Annotated in this window: 9 protein-coding genes and 1 pseudogene; 8 read left to right on the top strand and 2 right to left on the bottom strand. The window is 37.9% G+C overall.

Annotation, left to right across the window (positions count from 1 at the left end):
• The first annotated feature begins 86 nt into the window (after window positions 1-86).
• The 5 genes and pseudogenes from J2S17_RS04830 to J2S17_RS04800 all read left to right on the top strand — a co-directional run bounded on the left by J2S17_RS04830 (window position 87) and on the right by J2S17_RS04800 (window position 7,605).
• Window positions 87-2,006: an N-acetylmuramoyl-L-alanine amidase gene (locus J2S17_RS04830; protein ID WP_307472458.1), complete on the top strand. Its 1,920-nt coding sequence runs from the start codon at window positions 87-89 to the stop codon at window positions 2,004-2,006.
• A 238-nt stretch (window positions 2,007-2,244) separates the two neighbouring features.
• On the top strand, window positions 2,245-4,173 hold the full coding sequence (locus J2S17_RS04825; protein WP_307472457.1) for an N-acetylmuramoyl-L-alanine amidase: 1,929 nt from the start codon (window positions 2,245-2,247) through the stop codon (window positions 4,171-4,173).
• A 186-nt stretch (window positions 4,174-4,359) separates the two neighbouring features.
• Window positions 4,360-6,697: pseudogene (gene secA, locus J2S17_RS04810) on the top strand (preprotein translocase subunit SecA).
• A 25-nt stretch (window positions 6,698-6,722) separates the two neighbouring features.
• Entirely contained in the window at window positions 6,723-6,947 is a 225-nt protein-coding gene (locus J2S17_RS04805) for a hypothetical protein (RefSeq protein WP_307472449.1), read from the top strand.
• The gene (locus tag J2S17_RS04800; protein ID WP_307472447.1) at window positions 6,937-7,605 is read left to right on the top strand and encodes an SLAP domain-containing protein; all 669 of its coding nucleotides are present in this window, start codon (window positions 6,937-6,939) and stop codon (window positions 7,603-7,605) included. Before J2S17_RS04805 ends, J2S17_RS04800 begins: the two co-directional genes overlap by 11 nt.
• Before the next feature lie 196 nt (window positions 7,606-7,801).
• On the opposite strand, the gene J2S17_RS04795 is transcribed toward J2S17_RS04800, so the two are convergent.
• Together J2S17_RS04795 and J2S17_RS04790 are read right to left on the bottom strand one after the other, a co-directional pair.
• On the bottom strand, window positions 7,802-8,071 hold the full coding sequence (locus J2S17_RS04795; protein ID WP_307472445.1) for a hypothetical protein: 270 nt from the start codon (window positions 8,069-8,071) through the stop codon (window positions 7,802-7,804).
• A complete protein-coding gene (locus J2S17_RS04790; RefSeq protein ID WP_307472443.1) occupies window positions 8,029-8,157 on the bottom strand; it encodes a hypothetical protein in 129 nt (42 codons plus the stop codon). Before J2S17_RS04790 ends, J2S17_RS04795 begins: the two co-directional genes overlap by 43 nt.
• Window positions 8,158-8,616: 459 nt before the next feature.
• On the opposite strand from J2S17_RS04790, the gene galU reads away from it, so the two are divergent.
• The 3 genes from galU (at window position 8,617) to J2S17_RS04775 (ending at window position 14,368) form a co-directional block, all read left to right on the top strand.
• Window positions 8,617-9,507, top strand: a complete 891-nt coding sequence (gene galU / locus J2S17_RS04785) for a UTP--glucose-1-phosphate uridylyltransferase GalU (RefSeq protein WP_307472441.1) — start codon at window positions 8,617-8,619, stop codon at window positions 9,505-9,507.
• 327 nt (window positions 9,508-9,834) lie between these two features.
• Window positions 9,835-10,809 (top strand): UDP-glucose 4-epimerase GalE, encoded by a 975-nt coding sequence (galE, locus tag J2S17_RS04780; protein WP_307472439.1) that lies wholly within the window; start codon window positions 9,835-9,837, stop codon window positions 10,807-10,809.
• A 34-nt stretch (window positions 10,810-10,843) separates the two neighbouring features.
• On the top strand, window positions 10,844-14,368 hold the full coding sequence (locus J2S17_RS04775) for a bifunctional glycosyltransferase/CDP-glycerol:glycerophosphate glycerophosphotransferase (RefSeq protein WP_307472437.1): 3,525 nt from the start codon (window positions 10,844-10,846) through the stop codon (window positions 14,366-14,368).
• Window positions 14,369-14,551: the final 183 nt, after the last annotated feature.

Raw genomic sequence — 14,551 nt, 5'->3', positions numbered from 1 at the left:
AACCAAGTTGCTATAATGATGAATAGGGTTATTACAAATACAGGATTTTAAACCTAATATTACTAGAATAGGGAGGAGAGAGAAGAATGAAACAAATCATGAAGCTTTCACTTGCAGTATTTGTTTGCATGCTCATTATTTTGACGCATCAGCCTAGTGATAGAGTTGATGCTGCAGAACAAGGAAAGAACGGGAAAATAACACAGGCAGCGAATATGTATAAAGGACCTGGAAAAAGCTTTGGCGTTCAATCTCAGGTAGATAGTATCTTGGTTACTTACTATCAAACGGTCAACGGGTGGACGTATACAGTTGGAAACAATAGCCAAGGTTGGGTGTGGGGTGAATTTATTCAGCCGGCAGAAGGAGTTGGCATCGTCAGTAACGTTGGAGCGAATGTTTATTCTTATAGCGAAGATTGGTTGGTAGACAACGCACTTAAGCAAAGCTCATCCTTTGTAATGTTTAATGAAGAAAAGGATTGGAGAAACGTTTCTGTAGGTGGAAGGACAGGACGGATTTGGGGAGAGTTTGCCACGAAAAGCTCAGGCATCGGGACGATCAACATCCCTCAAGTCAACCTTTATAATGGTGCAGGAAAGGCAACGGGTATAAAAGGCAGCTTATCTGAAGGCAGGGAAGTAAAACTAACAGAGCTTAAGAATGGCTGGCGTCATATTTATACGGAAGAACAAGAAGGATGGATATGGGATGAATTCATATCAAAAACGCCCTATGGCGCTGTATATGAAGGTATGCTGATTAATCCAATAAGGGCTAATGTCTATCACACTAGCGGAAAAAGCGGTGGAATCAAAGGGCAGATATATAGCCTGGATGAACGAGAGGTTCCTGTACGTGTATTCCAGCATAAAAATGGCTGGAAATATGTGCGGGGAATGCAATCGGGTGGAGGCAGAGGTGTTGAGAGATTTATTGAAGGCTGGGTATGGGGAGAGTATATTACACCATTCAGGTCTTATGATATGATGCTCGGCTTCCCAGATAGGCCAGTTTATGCAGATGCGGATACTGCATCTGAAGAAGTTGGAAAAGTCAAAAATGCGACGCTAATCGGCGCCTACGAAAGACGGAATGGATTTAAAAAAATAAAGAGCGGAGACCTTACTGGCTGGGTACCTGTCGAAAACCTAAAGAGAAATCTTTCAGGTGAGAATGCAGAAGGCGTAGTCACTACCAGCTCCACTGTCAACGTGTATAGAGGACCTGGAAAGAACTATTCAACGATTAGTTCTATACCGAAGGATTCGGATGTGAATTATTATAATCTGCACAATGGCTGGAGATATGTGGATGCAGGTTATACCGAAGGCTGGGTATGGGGAGAATATGTTGATCCGAGCCAGCAGATGACTATATTTATTGATCCAGGTCACGGAGGAACGGACCCAGGCGCATCGGGCTATGGCTTGAAGGAGAAAGACGCTATGCTCAATATCGCATTAAAATTGCAAGCCATGTTTAATAGCAATAGCCCGTATCCTGTCAACATCAAACTGACTAGAAGTACAGACAGCAACGATTTGACAGCGAATGGCAAAAATATTTCTCCTGAAGAATCACTTAGATTGCGAACAGAATTTGCCAAGAATCATCAGAGTACTGATAAAGATGTGTTTATCAGTCTTCACACTTATTCAGGCGAAGGCAAAGAAAGCGGTGGAGAATCAAATTATCCATCTGCTATAGCCGCGCAAACAGCAGATTCGCGTGCAGAGGACAGCAAGCTGCTGGCTGAAAGCATCCATGCGCGATTAATCGAATTTACCCGATTTGAAGATAGAGGAGTCAAAGAAACCGATGATTACGTACTGACGGAAAATGTCATGCCGACTGCCTTGATCCAAATGGGCAATATCGAAAATGAGAAGGATAATCATTATATTAGTGATCAATATGATTTTGGCAGGAAAGAAGCTGCTAGGGCAATATATCAAGGAACAATGGATTATTTAGAGAAAAAAGGCTATGACATGGATAAGTAATTATGAATAGGAAAGACTGCCGAATAACATCGGCAGTTTTTTAAAGTAGAAACAGCTCTTGAAAGATGAGTAAGAGTAGGAGAGAATATTTTACTCATTTATATTTACGGAATATTTGATCAATTAGGTTGATAGAATTAGCTGCCTCACGCTATTTAATATAATAGCTGGAAGAATTGTTAAATATTAATATTCTCAAACCTAAGATTCCTATATTAGAAAGGAGAGAGGAACATACATGAAAAATGTAATTAAATTTTCATTTGCAGTATTTATCTTCATGTTGATGCTGTTGCAGCAACAGCCTAGTGATCTTGCAGAGGCGGCTTCTGAAGGGAAAAACGGGATACTTACGCAAACAGCTAATATCTATATGGGTCCTGGAAAAAGCTTTGGCATATCGACAGATATAAGAAAGGATTCATTGGTAACGACTTATCAAACGGTCAACGGCTGGACGTATACAGTCGGTAGTTATAGCCAGGGCTGGGTGTGGGGTGAATTTATTCAGCCGGCAGAAGGAGTTGGCATCGTCAGTAATGTTGGAGCGAACGTTTATACTTATAGCGGGGATTACTTGGCAGACAACGCGCTTAAGCAAAGCTCATCCTTTGTGATGTTTAATGAAGAAAAGGATTGGAGAAACGTTTCCGTAGGTGGAAGGACGGGACGGATTTGGGGAGAGTTTGCCACGAAAAGCCCGGGTATCGGGACGATCAACATCCCTCAAGTCAACCTTTATAATGGTGCAGGAAAGACAACAGGTATAAAAGTCCGCTTATCTGAAGGCAAGGAAGTAAAACTAACAGAGCTTAAAAATGGCTGGCGTCATATTTATACGGAAGATCAAGAAGGGTGGATATGGGATGAATTCATTTCAAAAACTCCCTATACCGCAGTATATGAAGGCATGTTAATTAATCCATTAAAGGCGAATGTATATCACACCAGCGGAAAAAGCGGCGGAATCAAAGGACAGATATATAGTCTGAATGAACGAGAGGTTCCAGTACGCGTTTTCCAGCATAAAAATGGCTGGAAATATGTGAGGGGACTAAATTGGGGAGGTGGCAATGGAGTCGATCGATTTATTGAAGGATGGGTATGGGGAGAGTATATTACACCTGTAGTGTCTTATAATATACCGATGGGCTATCCTGATAGTCCAATATTTGCAGATGCGGACGCTTCATCTGAGATAATTGGAAGCATGAAATTTATAGCTTTAATAGGTGCTTATGAGAAGAGGAATGGATTCAAAAGAGTGAAGAGTGGCGACTTAACGGGCTGGGTGCCTCTTGAAAGCTTAAGCAAGAATTTCTCAGGGGAAGATGCAGAAGGTGTAGTGACCACTCGTTCTAATGTAAATGTGTATAGAGGACCGGGAAAAAGCTATTCAACAATTGGCTCAATACCGAAGGATTCTGATGTTAATTATTACAATCTGCACAATGGCTGGCGCTATGTGGACGCGGGTTATACTCGAGGCTGGGTATGGGGAGAGTATGTAGATCCCAACAAGGCACTGACTATTTTTATAGACCCTGGTCATGGAGGGGCTGATTCAGGAGCTTCCGGGTATGGCTTACAGGAGAAAGATGCTGTATTAAATATTGCGTTAAAAGCGCGAGCGATGATAAATAGATACAGCCCGTATCCTATCAACATCAAACTGACTAGAAGTACAGACAGCAACGATTTGACAGCGAATGGCAAAAATATTTCTCCTGAAGAATCACTTAGATTGCGAACAGAATTTGCCAAGAATCATCAGAGTACTGATAAAGATATATTTATCAGCCTTCACACTTATTCAGGCGATGGCAAAGAAAGTGGCGGAGAATCAAATTATCCATCTGCTTTAGCCGCGCAAACAGCAGATTCGCGTGCAGAGGACAGCAAGCTGCTGGCTGAAAGCATCCATGCGCGTTTAATCGAATTTACCCCATTTGAAGATAGAGGAGTCGAAGGTACCGATGATTACGTACTGACGGAAAATGTCATGCCGGCTGCCTTGATCCAAATGGGAAATATCGAAAATGAGAAGGATAATTATTATATCAGTGATAAATATGATTATGGAAGGAGCCAAGCTGCCAAGGCAATTTATCAAGGAACATTGGATTATTTAGAGAAAAAAGGCTATGACATGGATAAGAAAGAATAATATTTATGGTTTGGACTGCCGAAAATATCTTGGCAGTCTTTTATTATGGTTATTTAACAAAAAATAACTCAATTTAATGAATATAGACCTAAACTACCAGTGGGGTTTTTTTCTAATTAAACAAATAAAAACCTTTCTATGATATAATTTTCCTAGATATTTAATTGTGATAACAGGGGAGAAATAATGATTACAAAGGTGAAAGAGCTGCTGAATAATAGCGCCAAACAAATGAAAAAGTTTTCTAGTTTAATAGATAAAGTGAATGCGATAGAGCTAAAGTATCAGGCCTATTCGGATGAACAATTGCAAAATATGACCATGATGTTTAAAAATCAGCTAAAGAATGGCAAAACCTTAGAAGACATACAAATTGAAGCTTTTGCTGTCGTTAGAGAAGCGGCAAAGAGAGTTTTAGGCATGAGACATTATGATGTTCAATTGCTTGGAGGATTCGTTCTTAACCAGGGTGCGATTGCACAAATGAATACGGGTGAAGGAAAGACCCTTGTTGCGACATTGGCCAGTTATTTGCATGCTTTAGAAGGAAAAGGTGTCCATATCATTACAGCTAATGAATATTTGGCTCGCCGGGACAAGGATCAGATGGGTAAGGTTCATGAGTTTTTGGGTTTGACGGTCTATTGAATATTTCTCTTATGGAAAATAATCAAAAGAAAGCTGCATATGAGGCGGAGATCACATATGGCACTGGAACAGAATTTGGCTTTGATTATTTGCGTGATAACCTAATCAATTTTGAAGGCGAGAAAGTGCAAAGAGAGTTGCATTTTGCCATCGTTGATGAAATAGACAGTATTTTAATAGATGAAGCAAGGACGCCATTAATTATTGCCAATAAATCAAATGAGGGCGCAGATTTATTTCATATCACTTCGCAAATCGTTCGCGAATTTAAAGAAGAAGACGATTACGAGCTTCATTCCGACAGAAAACAGATTATTTGACCGATGTAGGTGCGACTAAGGTTGAAGCTGCCTTTGGCGTTGCAAATCTGTATGAAGCTGGCCATCAGGAATTGCGGCATTATGTGATGCAATCTCTTCGCGCGCATAAAGTGATGAGAAATGATGTCGACTATATTATTAAAGATGGTGAAGTAGTCATCATTGATAACTTTACAGGACGGATGATGGAAGGCAGAACTTTTAGTGAAGGTCTTCATCAGGCGATTGAAGCAAAAGAAGGTCTGGTGATTTCTGAAGAAAACACAACTCAGGCTACGATAACGGTGCAAAACTACTTCAGAATGTACAACATCCTATCAGGAATGACGGAAAGTGCACTGCCATCTAAAAAGGAGTTTGAAGAAACATATAATCTAGATGTAGTGACAATTCCAACGAATAAGCCTGTTCAACGAGTGGATATGGATGATTATGTGTTTGTTGATCAATCTTCCAAAATGAATAAAATTGTTTCTGAAGTCAAGAAGATGAATGATATGGGCAGACCGGTTCTGATTGGCACAACTTCAATTGAGCAATCAGAAACACTGGCTGGGGTGCTTAAGGACAATCATATTAAACATCAGCTTCTGAACGCTAAAACGGAAGAGGGCGAAGCTAATATTATTGCGAAGGCCGGTCAAAAAGGTCAAGTAATGATAGGGACTAATATGGCTGGAAGAGGAACGGATATTACGTTGGGCGAAGGTGTCAAAGAGCTGGGTGGCCTTCATATCATCGGTACTCAAAAGCATGAAAGCAGCCGAATTGACATGCAGCTGAGAGGAAGATCGGGCAGACAAGGCGACCCTGGTTCGTCTCAATTCATCATTTCTATAGAAGATGAGCTCTTTCAGTATTTTGAAGAAGAAGACAAAGAAAAATTTATGAAGAAAATGAAGGTAGATAATGAGGGAGTAATCAGCGCGTCTGATTCTAAAAAGCTGGTTAAGCAGGTTCAGGAAACCGTAGAAAACATGTACCATTCCAGCAGAAACCATCTATTAAAACTTGACTCGGTGCTTGATCAACAAAGCAGAGTGATTTATTCGATGAGGGATCGCATTATTGCCCTTCCATATAATGAAGCATTAACTGAAGCAGCTGAATATCTGTATAATTATTTAAAAACAGCCATTTCTGATTTGAATGCTCATGAAGAGCCAAACACAGCTGCTTTTATAGAAGAGCTTTCACCTCTATTTGCAAATAAGAAGTGGGTGCAGGAAAAATTCGAAGGCATGGATGTAAAAGACATAGAAGAATTAGTCTTTAAGGAATCCGGTTCGCTGAAAGATAGGATTTTGAATATTGAAGAGTACCATCTATCAGAAGGGCGTCTTAAAAATCTATTCTTGGAACAAATCGATCAGAATTGGATTCAATATCTGGATAAAATGGGCTTGATCAGAGATGGTATCCAATTAAGAAGCTATGGTCAAGAAGACCCTTATCAAATTTTTGAAAAAGAAGCGCTGGAAAGCTTTAAAAACTTAATCGTAACCATTGAATATTACACAGTACAGCAATTGATTGAGCTAATTGAAAATAAATAACAGCAGATAGGGGATTAGCATTTCCATGGGATTATTCAGAAGTAAGAAAAAAACTGTTTCTATAGATGAGAAGGATCATATTGTTGCGAGCAATTCTGATGTTGCCGTTTCAGATGGAGTTAAGACTAGCTTAGTTTTTCATGAGCATTTCCAAATAAATAATCAAGATAAATATGTTTACCAATTCCATCATCAAAAACTTCCAGAATTAAAGCCTTGGGCAAATCTCTATTTCTGGAGTGAAGCTTGAGGAAGTGAATGGTCATTTATTTGTGAAGGCATTTTTACGAAATACATTAGATCAACCGATTAGATTTGAAAAGATGGACCTGGTCCTTATAACTGAAAAGAATCAGCCTTTTGCCCGCAAAACTTTTGATATATTCGAACTGATTGAAGTCCCAGCAATGTCAAGTGTACCTTGGAAATTCCTATTTACCGAAGATGATCGTCTGGGTGTTGAATTGCCAGCCAATGACCAATGGAGAATTGCCTTTGAGATGGTTGAAGAGCCTGATAATGGGCATCGATTAGAGCTGGAACCAATCTGGGAGGAAAGACTCTCGGAACAGGATAAGAAGAATCTTGAAGCGACAGTAATGGGTCTCCGGGAATTGAAGAAGGATGAGCTTAATTTCACTGGCTTGAATATGAAGTTTATTGAACCGAATAAAGCAGCGGTGACAGTTCTTATTCGAAATGGTTATGAAAAGGCTCTAAACATTGAAACACTTCCATTAATGGTAGTGGATGCTAATGAAAAAACGATATGTGAAGGTGCTTTTAAATTGGAAGACTTCAGCGTAAATCCGAATACGAGCAAGCCTTGGTCATTTATTTTTAATGAAGTACATATGAAGAATGCGAACCCGGATTTAAGCAGATGGAAAGTGATTGTAAAACAATAAATGTTTCTTATAAAAAGACCCTCTTTTATTAAGTGGGTCTATTTTAGTCTGTCATCTGGTTTCCTGATCAAAAAAATAAAGCAGGGGAAACAGTTTATTTTCTAATAAAAAAAAAGTCCCGCTACGACTGATAGCGGGTACACAAATCAACTGAAATCCGGCCAGTTTTTTTGTTGCTCATCATTCTCAATTTTATCTAGGGTGCGATATTTAAAAGGGAGGAGTTCATCTTTTTTTTTGGAATTGATTCTTTAGCGATTTCAAAGGGGATTAGGTCATAATGGTCTGCTTGATCAGCGATGAGGTAGGCGCCAATTATTTGGCCTTTTTGCTTCATATCTAAAGTTAAAAAGGCTGGATAAAAGGTATTGTCATTGGCTTTTAAAATCGTCTTAGCTGTTACAATTCCTTCTTCTTCAACCTCTATGGAATCATTACTCGTATTTTCAAGGTCTTTAATGCCCACCCTTGCCTTTTATAACCGCCAATTACCTTGATCGGATGATTGGATGTGTTTTCTAAAAGGTCATCTTTTTGTTGATTTTTGTTCATTATTATGTAAAACTCCCTCCGAAAAAAATCTTCTAGTTTCCCTTCAATTAGTCTATATCTTTTGGCGTAAATAGGAAACTCTCAAAAGTTTTTTAAATGGTAACACATTCCCTTATTTTTATCAATTTTTAGTATCTTCATTAAATTTAGACTATGAAAAACAATATAACAAGATTAAAAAAAGACTAAAAAAATGTTTATAAATAGAAATTAATATGTCATAAGTCTGTGTTTTTGTGTTTTTGATTGAAAGAATCACTTTAGCGAAGAAATGAATTATGGTATATTGTTCTTTGAGGCAATAGGAGTTAAAGCCTAAACGGATAAAATAATATTTTTTTGAGAAATTAAGTAATATGGACAGTTAGGAACATACTCTTTTATTTAAACTTGCTTATATTGATGAAGAACATATAAAATGAGTTCAGGTTAAACCTATAATTTCTAGGAGGGAATATTTTGCAAAAAGTAAAAAAAGCGATTATCCCAGCTGCGGGGTTAGGAACAAGATTCTTGCCGGCGACTAAAGCAATGCCTAAGGAAATGCTTCCAATTGTAGATAAGCCTACAATCCAATATATAGTAGAAGAAGCGATTAATTCTGGAATTGAAGATATTATTATTGTTACTGGAAAAGGAAAAAGAGCCATAGAGGATCATTTTGACTTTGCGATAGAGTTAGAGGATAACTTGGTTAAAAAGGAAAAATACGACTTATTGGAACAAGTAAGACGTTCTTCTCAAGTAGATATTCATTATATTAGACAAAAGGAGCCAAAAGGACTTGGACATGCCATTTGGTGTGCGCGAAAGTTCATTGGTAATGAGCCATTTGCTGTTTTGTTAGGTGATGATATTGTTGAGGCTGAAACACCGTGCTTAAAACAACTGATGGACTTATATGACCAAGTAGATGGTTCGGTTATAGGTGTGCAACAAGTGGCTAAAGAAGAAACAAACCGCTATGGAATCATCGATCCAGCAAACCAAGATGGCAGATTATACGAAGTAAGAAATTTCGTTGAAAAACCAGCAGTTGAGGATGCTCCATCAAATGTGGCTATTATGGGCCGCTATGTACTGACTCCTGAAATCTTTGACATATTAGAAAACCAAGAGACTGGTTCAGGTGGAGAAATACAGCTTACTGACGCGATTCAAAAGCTTAATGGCATGCAGAAGGTGTATGCTTATGACTTTGAAGGAACGCGTTACGATGTCGGTGAAAAATTCGGTTTTATTAAAACAACGATTGACATGGCATTAAGCCGTAAAGAATTACGTGGAGATTTAATGGAGTACCTTCAACAAGTAGTGAGCAAGGAAATGGAGATTACTTCAAAAAAATAACACGCCCTGAATGATAGATGAAAAGAAAAGACTGTCAATGAACTGGCAGTCTTTTCTTTATTATGAGCGGATGAATGAATGATAATTCATTGACTTTGCATGAATCTTTATTTTCTTGAAGCGGTGCAGCCGGCCGAATCCTTTTGGCTTTATGAATATTAATGCATATAAAAACGAAGTATATTCTTTAATAAATAAGATGTGCGTTTACCAAAGAAAGATTTTATTGTATTCTATAAAAGGATTAATAGACTAATTTCTACAATTATTTTTAAAAAATAGATTACCTTGAATAAACGATAAATATAATGGAATGAAGGTGAGAGTATGATATTAGTTGTTGGTGGGGCGGGATACATTGGTTCTCATATCGTGAAGGAGCTGGTGAATCAAGACCGTAAAGTAATGGTGCTGGACAACTTATCAACTGGGAATCGAAAAGCGGTGGATGAAAAGGCCATTTTTGTTGAAGGGGATTTAAGCGATCGTTCGGTTTTGCGCGATATTTTCGGACAATATGATATTCAAGCTGTTATGCATTTTGCAGCAAATAGCTTAGTCGGTGAATCGGTTATTGATCCTTATAAATATTACGAAAATAATGTGGGCAAAACCATTGTGTTATTGGAAGAAATGAAGCTAGCAAATGTGAATAACTTTGTCTTTTCTTCCACAGCTGCCACTTATGGTATCCCGGATACGGATATTCTTAAAGAAGATAATGTAACAGCACCAATTAATCCTTATGGCCGATCTAAGCTTATGGTTGAGAATATTTTAGAAGATGCTTTTCAAGCCTATGGTTTAAATTATGTTACAATGCGCTACTTCAATGCAGCTGGTGCATATGAAAATGCTGAAATTGGTGAAGCGCACGATCCGGAAACACATTTAATTCCTATCATCTTAGGGCATCTGCTTGGGGAAAGAGAAACGATTTCCGTATTTGGTACAGATTATGAAACGAAAGATGGTACTTGTGTAAGAGATTATATTCATGTCAGTGATCTAGCGTCTGCACATATTCTTGCAGTGGATGCACTTATAAATAAACAAGTAGATCATAGAGTGTACAACCTTGGAAATGGTGAGGGTTATACAGTGAAAGAAATTATCCTTACATGTGAAGAAGTTACAGGCGTAAAGGCTAAAGTGGTAGAAGGCGAAAGAAGAGCAGGGGATCCTGCAACCTTAGTCGCATCATCTGCAAAAATTAGTCGTGAATTAGGCTGGTCTCCGAAATATGACTTACAGCAAATTATTTCGAGCGCATGGAACTGGCATAGAAATCGCTCATATTAATTCAAATCTTACTATCAAAGGAAAGGGATGTTCTATGTTAGAAGTAATGCCTAAGGTGAGTGTCATTGTACCTGTGTACAATGTGGAAAGATATTTAGAAGAATGTCTGGACTCATTAGTATCTCAAACATTAACTGAAATAGAAGTAATCATGGTAAACGACGGCTCTACAGACTCCAGTGGTAAAATTATGGACGAATACGCAGCGGAGTATCCGAATTTCAAAGCATACCATAAAGCAAACGGCGGCTTAGGACATGCGCGAAATTACGGTGTGCCATTTGCTAGTGGAGAATATCTGGTTTTTATTGATTCAGATGATTATGTCACTAGGAATGCCTACCGTAAAATGTACGAAACTGCGCTTGAAACGGGATCGGATATCGTCATTGGTAATGTTAAAAGGTTTAATTCTACAAAGGAATTTGCTTCAGGGCTGCATAAAAAAGTATTTAAAGAAACGATTTTAAATACTCATATCACCAAAAATCCTGAGCTACTTTATGATACGACAGCGTGGAATAAATTATTTAAAAAATCTTTCTGGGACAAGCATCAATTTAAATTTCCTGAAGGGATTTTATACGAGGATCTTCCCGTTACAATTCCTGCACACTTTTTATCATCCTCTACAGATGTATTAGAAGATGTTATTTACTTTTGGCGAGCGCGTGATGGCGGAGATAAGTCAATTACACAGCAAAGAAATGTGTTGGTTAACTTTACTGATCGCTTAAAAGTATTAAGGATGGTTGACGCATTTTTTGATAAGAGGGATATTCAGGATGAGCTTCGTGCGAATAAGGATTATAAGGCTCTAAGTTTGGACATTCTTCTTTACTTAAATGAATTAGATAAAGTGGATGACACATTTATGGATGTGTTCTTTGACGAGGTTTCAGCCTATTTAGAGGATGTATCTCCTCAAACAATAGACAGATTAAATGCGATTGATCGTTTGAAATACCATTTTATCAAGCAAGGAAATAAAGAAAAGTTACTGGAAATTCTTCATTTCCAAAAAACTAAAATGAAGAATATAAAGGTGATTAAAAAAGGCTCTGATTATTATGGAGATTATCCTTATCGTGCCGAGCTCCCTGAAGAGCTATATAAAATGACTGACGAGCTCCAGCCTGTAATGAAAATAGAATCAGTTCTGTGGCAAGACAGCAAACTGATCGTGAATGGTTATAATTATATCAGCAAGGTAGACATGAAGAAAAAAGGCTTAGTCAGCCTTAATGCATACCTATTAAATCCAGAAACAATGGAAAAGGTAGAAGTACCTGCTGAAATGGCTATGCGAAAAGATATTACCTTTAAAAAGGGGATTCGCATTAGTAAAAGAAGACCTTTAAAAAGATTATATAATTATGACTGGTCTGGCTATGAAGTAGAAATAGATTTCACAGACCCTAAGGTCATAGGGTTAGGCAAAGGCCGTCTAGAACTGTGGTTTACTTTAAAAGTAGATAATATCGAACGTGAATTCAGAGCAGGTAACCCTGTTGCCGGGAAGAAACCAAGACCTTCATACAATACAGGTCTAGGTCAAAGGATTTTCCCTAAATATAATCGTGCCTGGAATTTTGTCATTCAAGCAGATGTGCTATCTTCAGTTATCGATGAAGTTGCTACTAAAGGTAATTTATTAACCATAAAAGGTCAGTCGGTCTATGATTTAGCTGAGATTCAATTCGTCCTGGTCAATTATTCTAAAGGTGAAAAGAAATATTACCCTCTCTCGTCTTCATCTGTGAAGAAGCAAGGTATTGATTTAGTAGCGAATGAATTTGAAGTAACTGTTCCAATCGACTCTTTATATGATGAGGAAAGCAGGAATGAATGGATCAGTTATATTGAATTTGAAGAAGAGCTCATGCCATTGACGGTTCCGAATTATATCGAGAAAAGCAGCACACCATACGGTCAACGAGAGTTTCATATTCAAGCGAGTCCAGCAGGTAACTTAGCCCTGAACTTTAGACAAATTGCGCCTTATTTGGAAGAAACGCGTTTCATTGACAATCAGCTTTATTTAAAAACAAAAATAAACCAAAGCTTTTTTGGTGGTTTAGAGAAAATTGATGAAGTGAGATTGTATTTAAAGCACGCTTCAAATGGCAATGAATATGTCATACCATATAAAACGTATGATGATGAAGCAAGCTCCAACCGTTTCTTCGAAGGAAACGTAAACCTTCTTAGTGATACCGGCATTGCTTTGTTCGAAGTGGGTACATGGAGAGCTTATATGGAAATCTCAGGTTTCTGGGATGAAGAATTCCAAGTAATAAAGAAACGCGTGATGGTAGACAAAAGCAGATATGACTTTGAAGAAAATATTGCATCTGGCATTAAATTGGTTCCTTTTAGAACCACACATGACGGATTTTCGATTAAGTCAGTACTTCATTGGGATTGGATTGAACGGGGTCCAAGGAGACAAGAGATTATAAGAAAAGTTCTTTATCCTTTAATGAGATTGCTGCCAATGAATAAGAAGACTGTAGTTTTCGAAAGCTTCTGGAATAAATCGTATAGTGATAACCCGCGAGCGATTTATGAAGAGATGGAACAAAGCGGAATGGATTACAATTACGTATGGTTCTTCAATAATGAAAACACGGAAGTCAATGGTAGAGCCAAATCTATTCGGAAGAATTCCTGGAAGTACTATTACTATTTAGCAACTGCAAAGTACTTTGTTAATAACGTAAACTTCCCTGATTTCTATGAGAAGCGCAATGGAGCAGTCGAGGTGCAAACCCTTCACGGCACACCGCTTAAAACAATGGGAATCGATGTCCCTGGTGAAGTGGATACTGAAGCAAAAATGAATAATCTTTTGCGTAGATGCGGACGCTGGGATTATTTAATCTCAACAAGCGATTACGTAACAGATTTGACTAGGCGCTGCTTTGTATATAAAAATGAAATGCTCGAAGTAGGCTTCCCTAGAAATGATAAGCTGTTTAGAGAAGATAATGCAGACCGAATCACTCAGTTGAAAGTTGAGCTGGGTATTCCTTTAGATAAGAAAATTGTTCTGTATGCACCTACATGGAGAGTCAAGAAAAACTTTAAATTAGAGCTTGACTTGCAAAGAATGCAAGAGGAATTAAGAGAAGATTATGTCGTCTTGCTTAGACTCCACTATCTTGTTGGTAATTCAATTGATGTCTCTCTATTTAAAGGGTTTGCGTATAACTTCTCAACCTATAGTGATATTCAGGACTTATACTTGGTATCTGATGCATTAATCACAGATTATTCTTCTGTCATGTTCGACTATGCCATCTTAAATCGTCCGATGATATTCTTTACTTATGATTTAGAGCTATATCGCGATCAGCTGAGAGGAATGTATATTGATTTCGAAAAAGAAGCACCAGGTCCTTTGGATAGAACTACTGAGGATATTATCGAATCAATTAAAGGCTTGAATCAGCATCAAGAAAAATATGACGAAAAAATGGACAAGTTTAGACAAACCTATTGTCAGTTCGACGATGGTCAGGCAAGTAAAAATGTAATCAAACAAGTATTTAAATAAAATAGATCTCATTAGAAAAGGTAATCTCGCCTAAGGCGGATTACCTTTTTAATGTTTCACTGCCAATAAAAGAGGGTATATACTAGGTGGATTTAATCTTTGAAAAATAGTATAATAGTCTAAAATTGTTGAAATTTGTAGATATGGATTTGAACTTCCATTTATTATCAATATATGATGATT

It is taken from the genome of Cytobacillus purgationiresistens, assembly GCF_030813235.1.
GTDB classification, from domain to species: Bacteria; Bacillota; Bacilli; order Bacillales; family Cytobacillaceae; genus Cytobacillus; species Cytobacillus purgationiresistens.
Note: the sequence above shows the minus strand (reverse complement) of the source record. Positions and strands in the feature narration are given on the sequence as shown.

What these genes read in the sequence shown, in the direction of transcription:
- J2S17_RS04805 (WP_307472449.1), top strand. Translation starts at nt 6,723, where the DNA reads ATGGGATTATTCAGAAGTAAGAAAAAAACTGTTTCTATAGATGAGAAG.
- galE (WP_307472439.1), top strand. Translation starts at nt 9,835, where the DNA reads ATGATATTAGTTGTTGGTGGGGCGGGATACATTGGTTCTCATATCGTG.
- J2S17_RS04825 (WP_307472457.1), top strand. Translation starts at nt 2,245, where the DNA reads ATGAAAAATGTAATTAAATTTTCATTTGCAGTATTTATCTTCATGTTG.
- J2S17_RS04775 (WP_307472437.1), top strand. Translation starts at nt 10,844, where the DNA reads ATGTTAGAAGTAATGCCTAAGGTGAGTGTCATTGTACCTGTGTACAAT.
- J2S17_RS04830 (WP_307472458.1), top strand. Translation starts at nt 87, where the DNA reads ATGAAACAAATCATGAAGCTTTCACTTGCAGTATTTGTTTGCATGCTC.
- J2S17_RS04790 (WP_307472443.1), bottom strand. Translation starts at nt 8,157, where the DNA reads ATGAACAAAAATCAACAAAAAGATGACCTTTTAGAAAACACATCCAAT.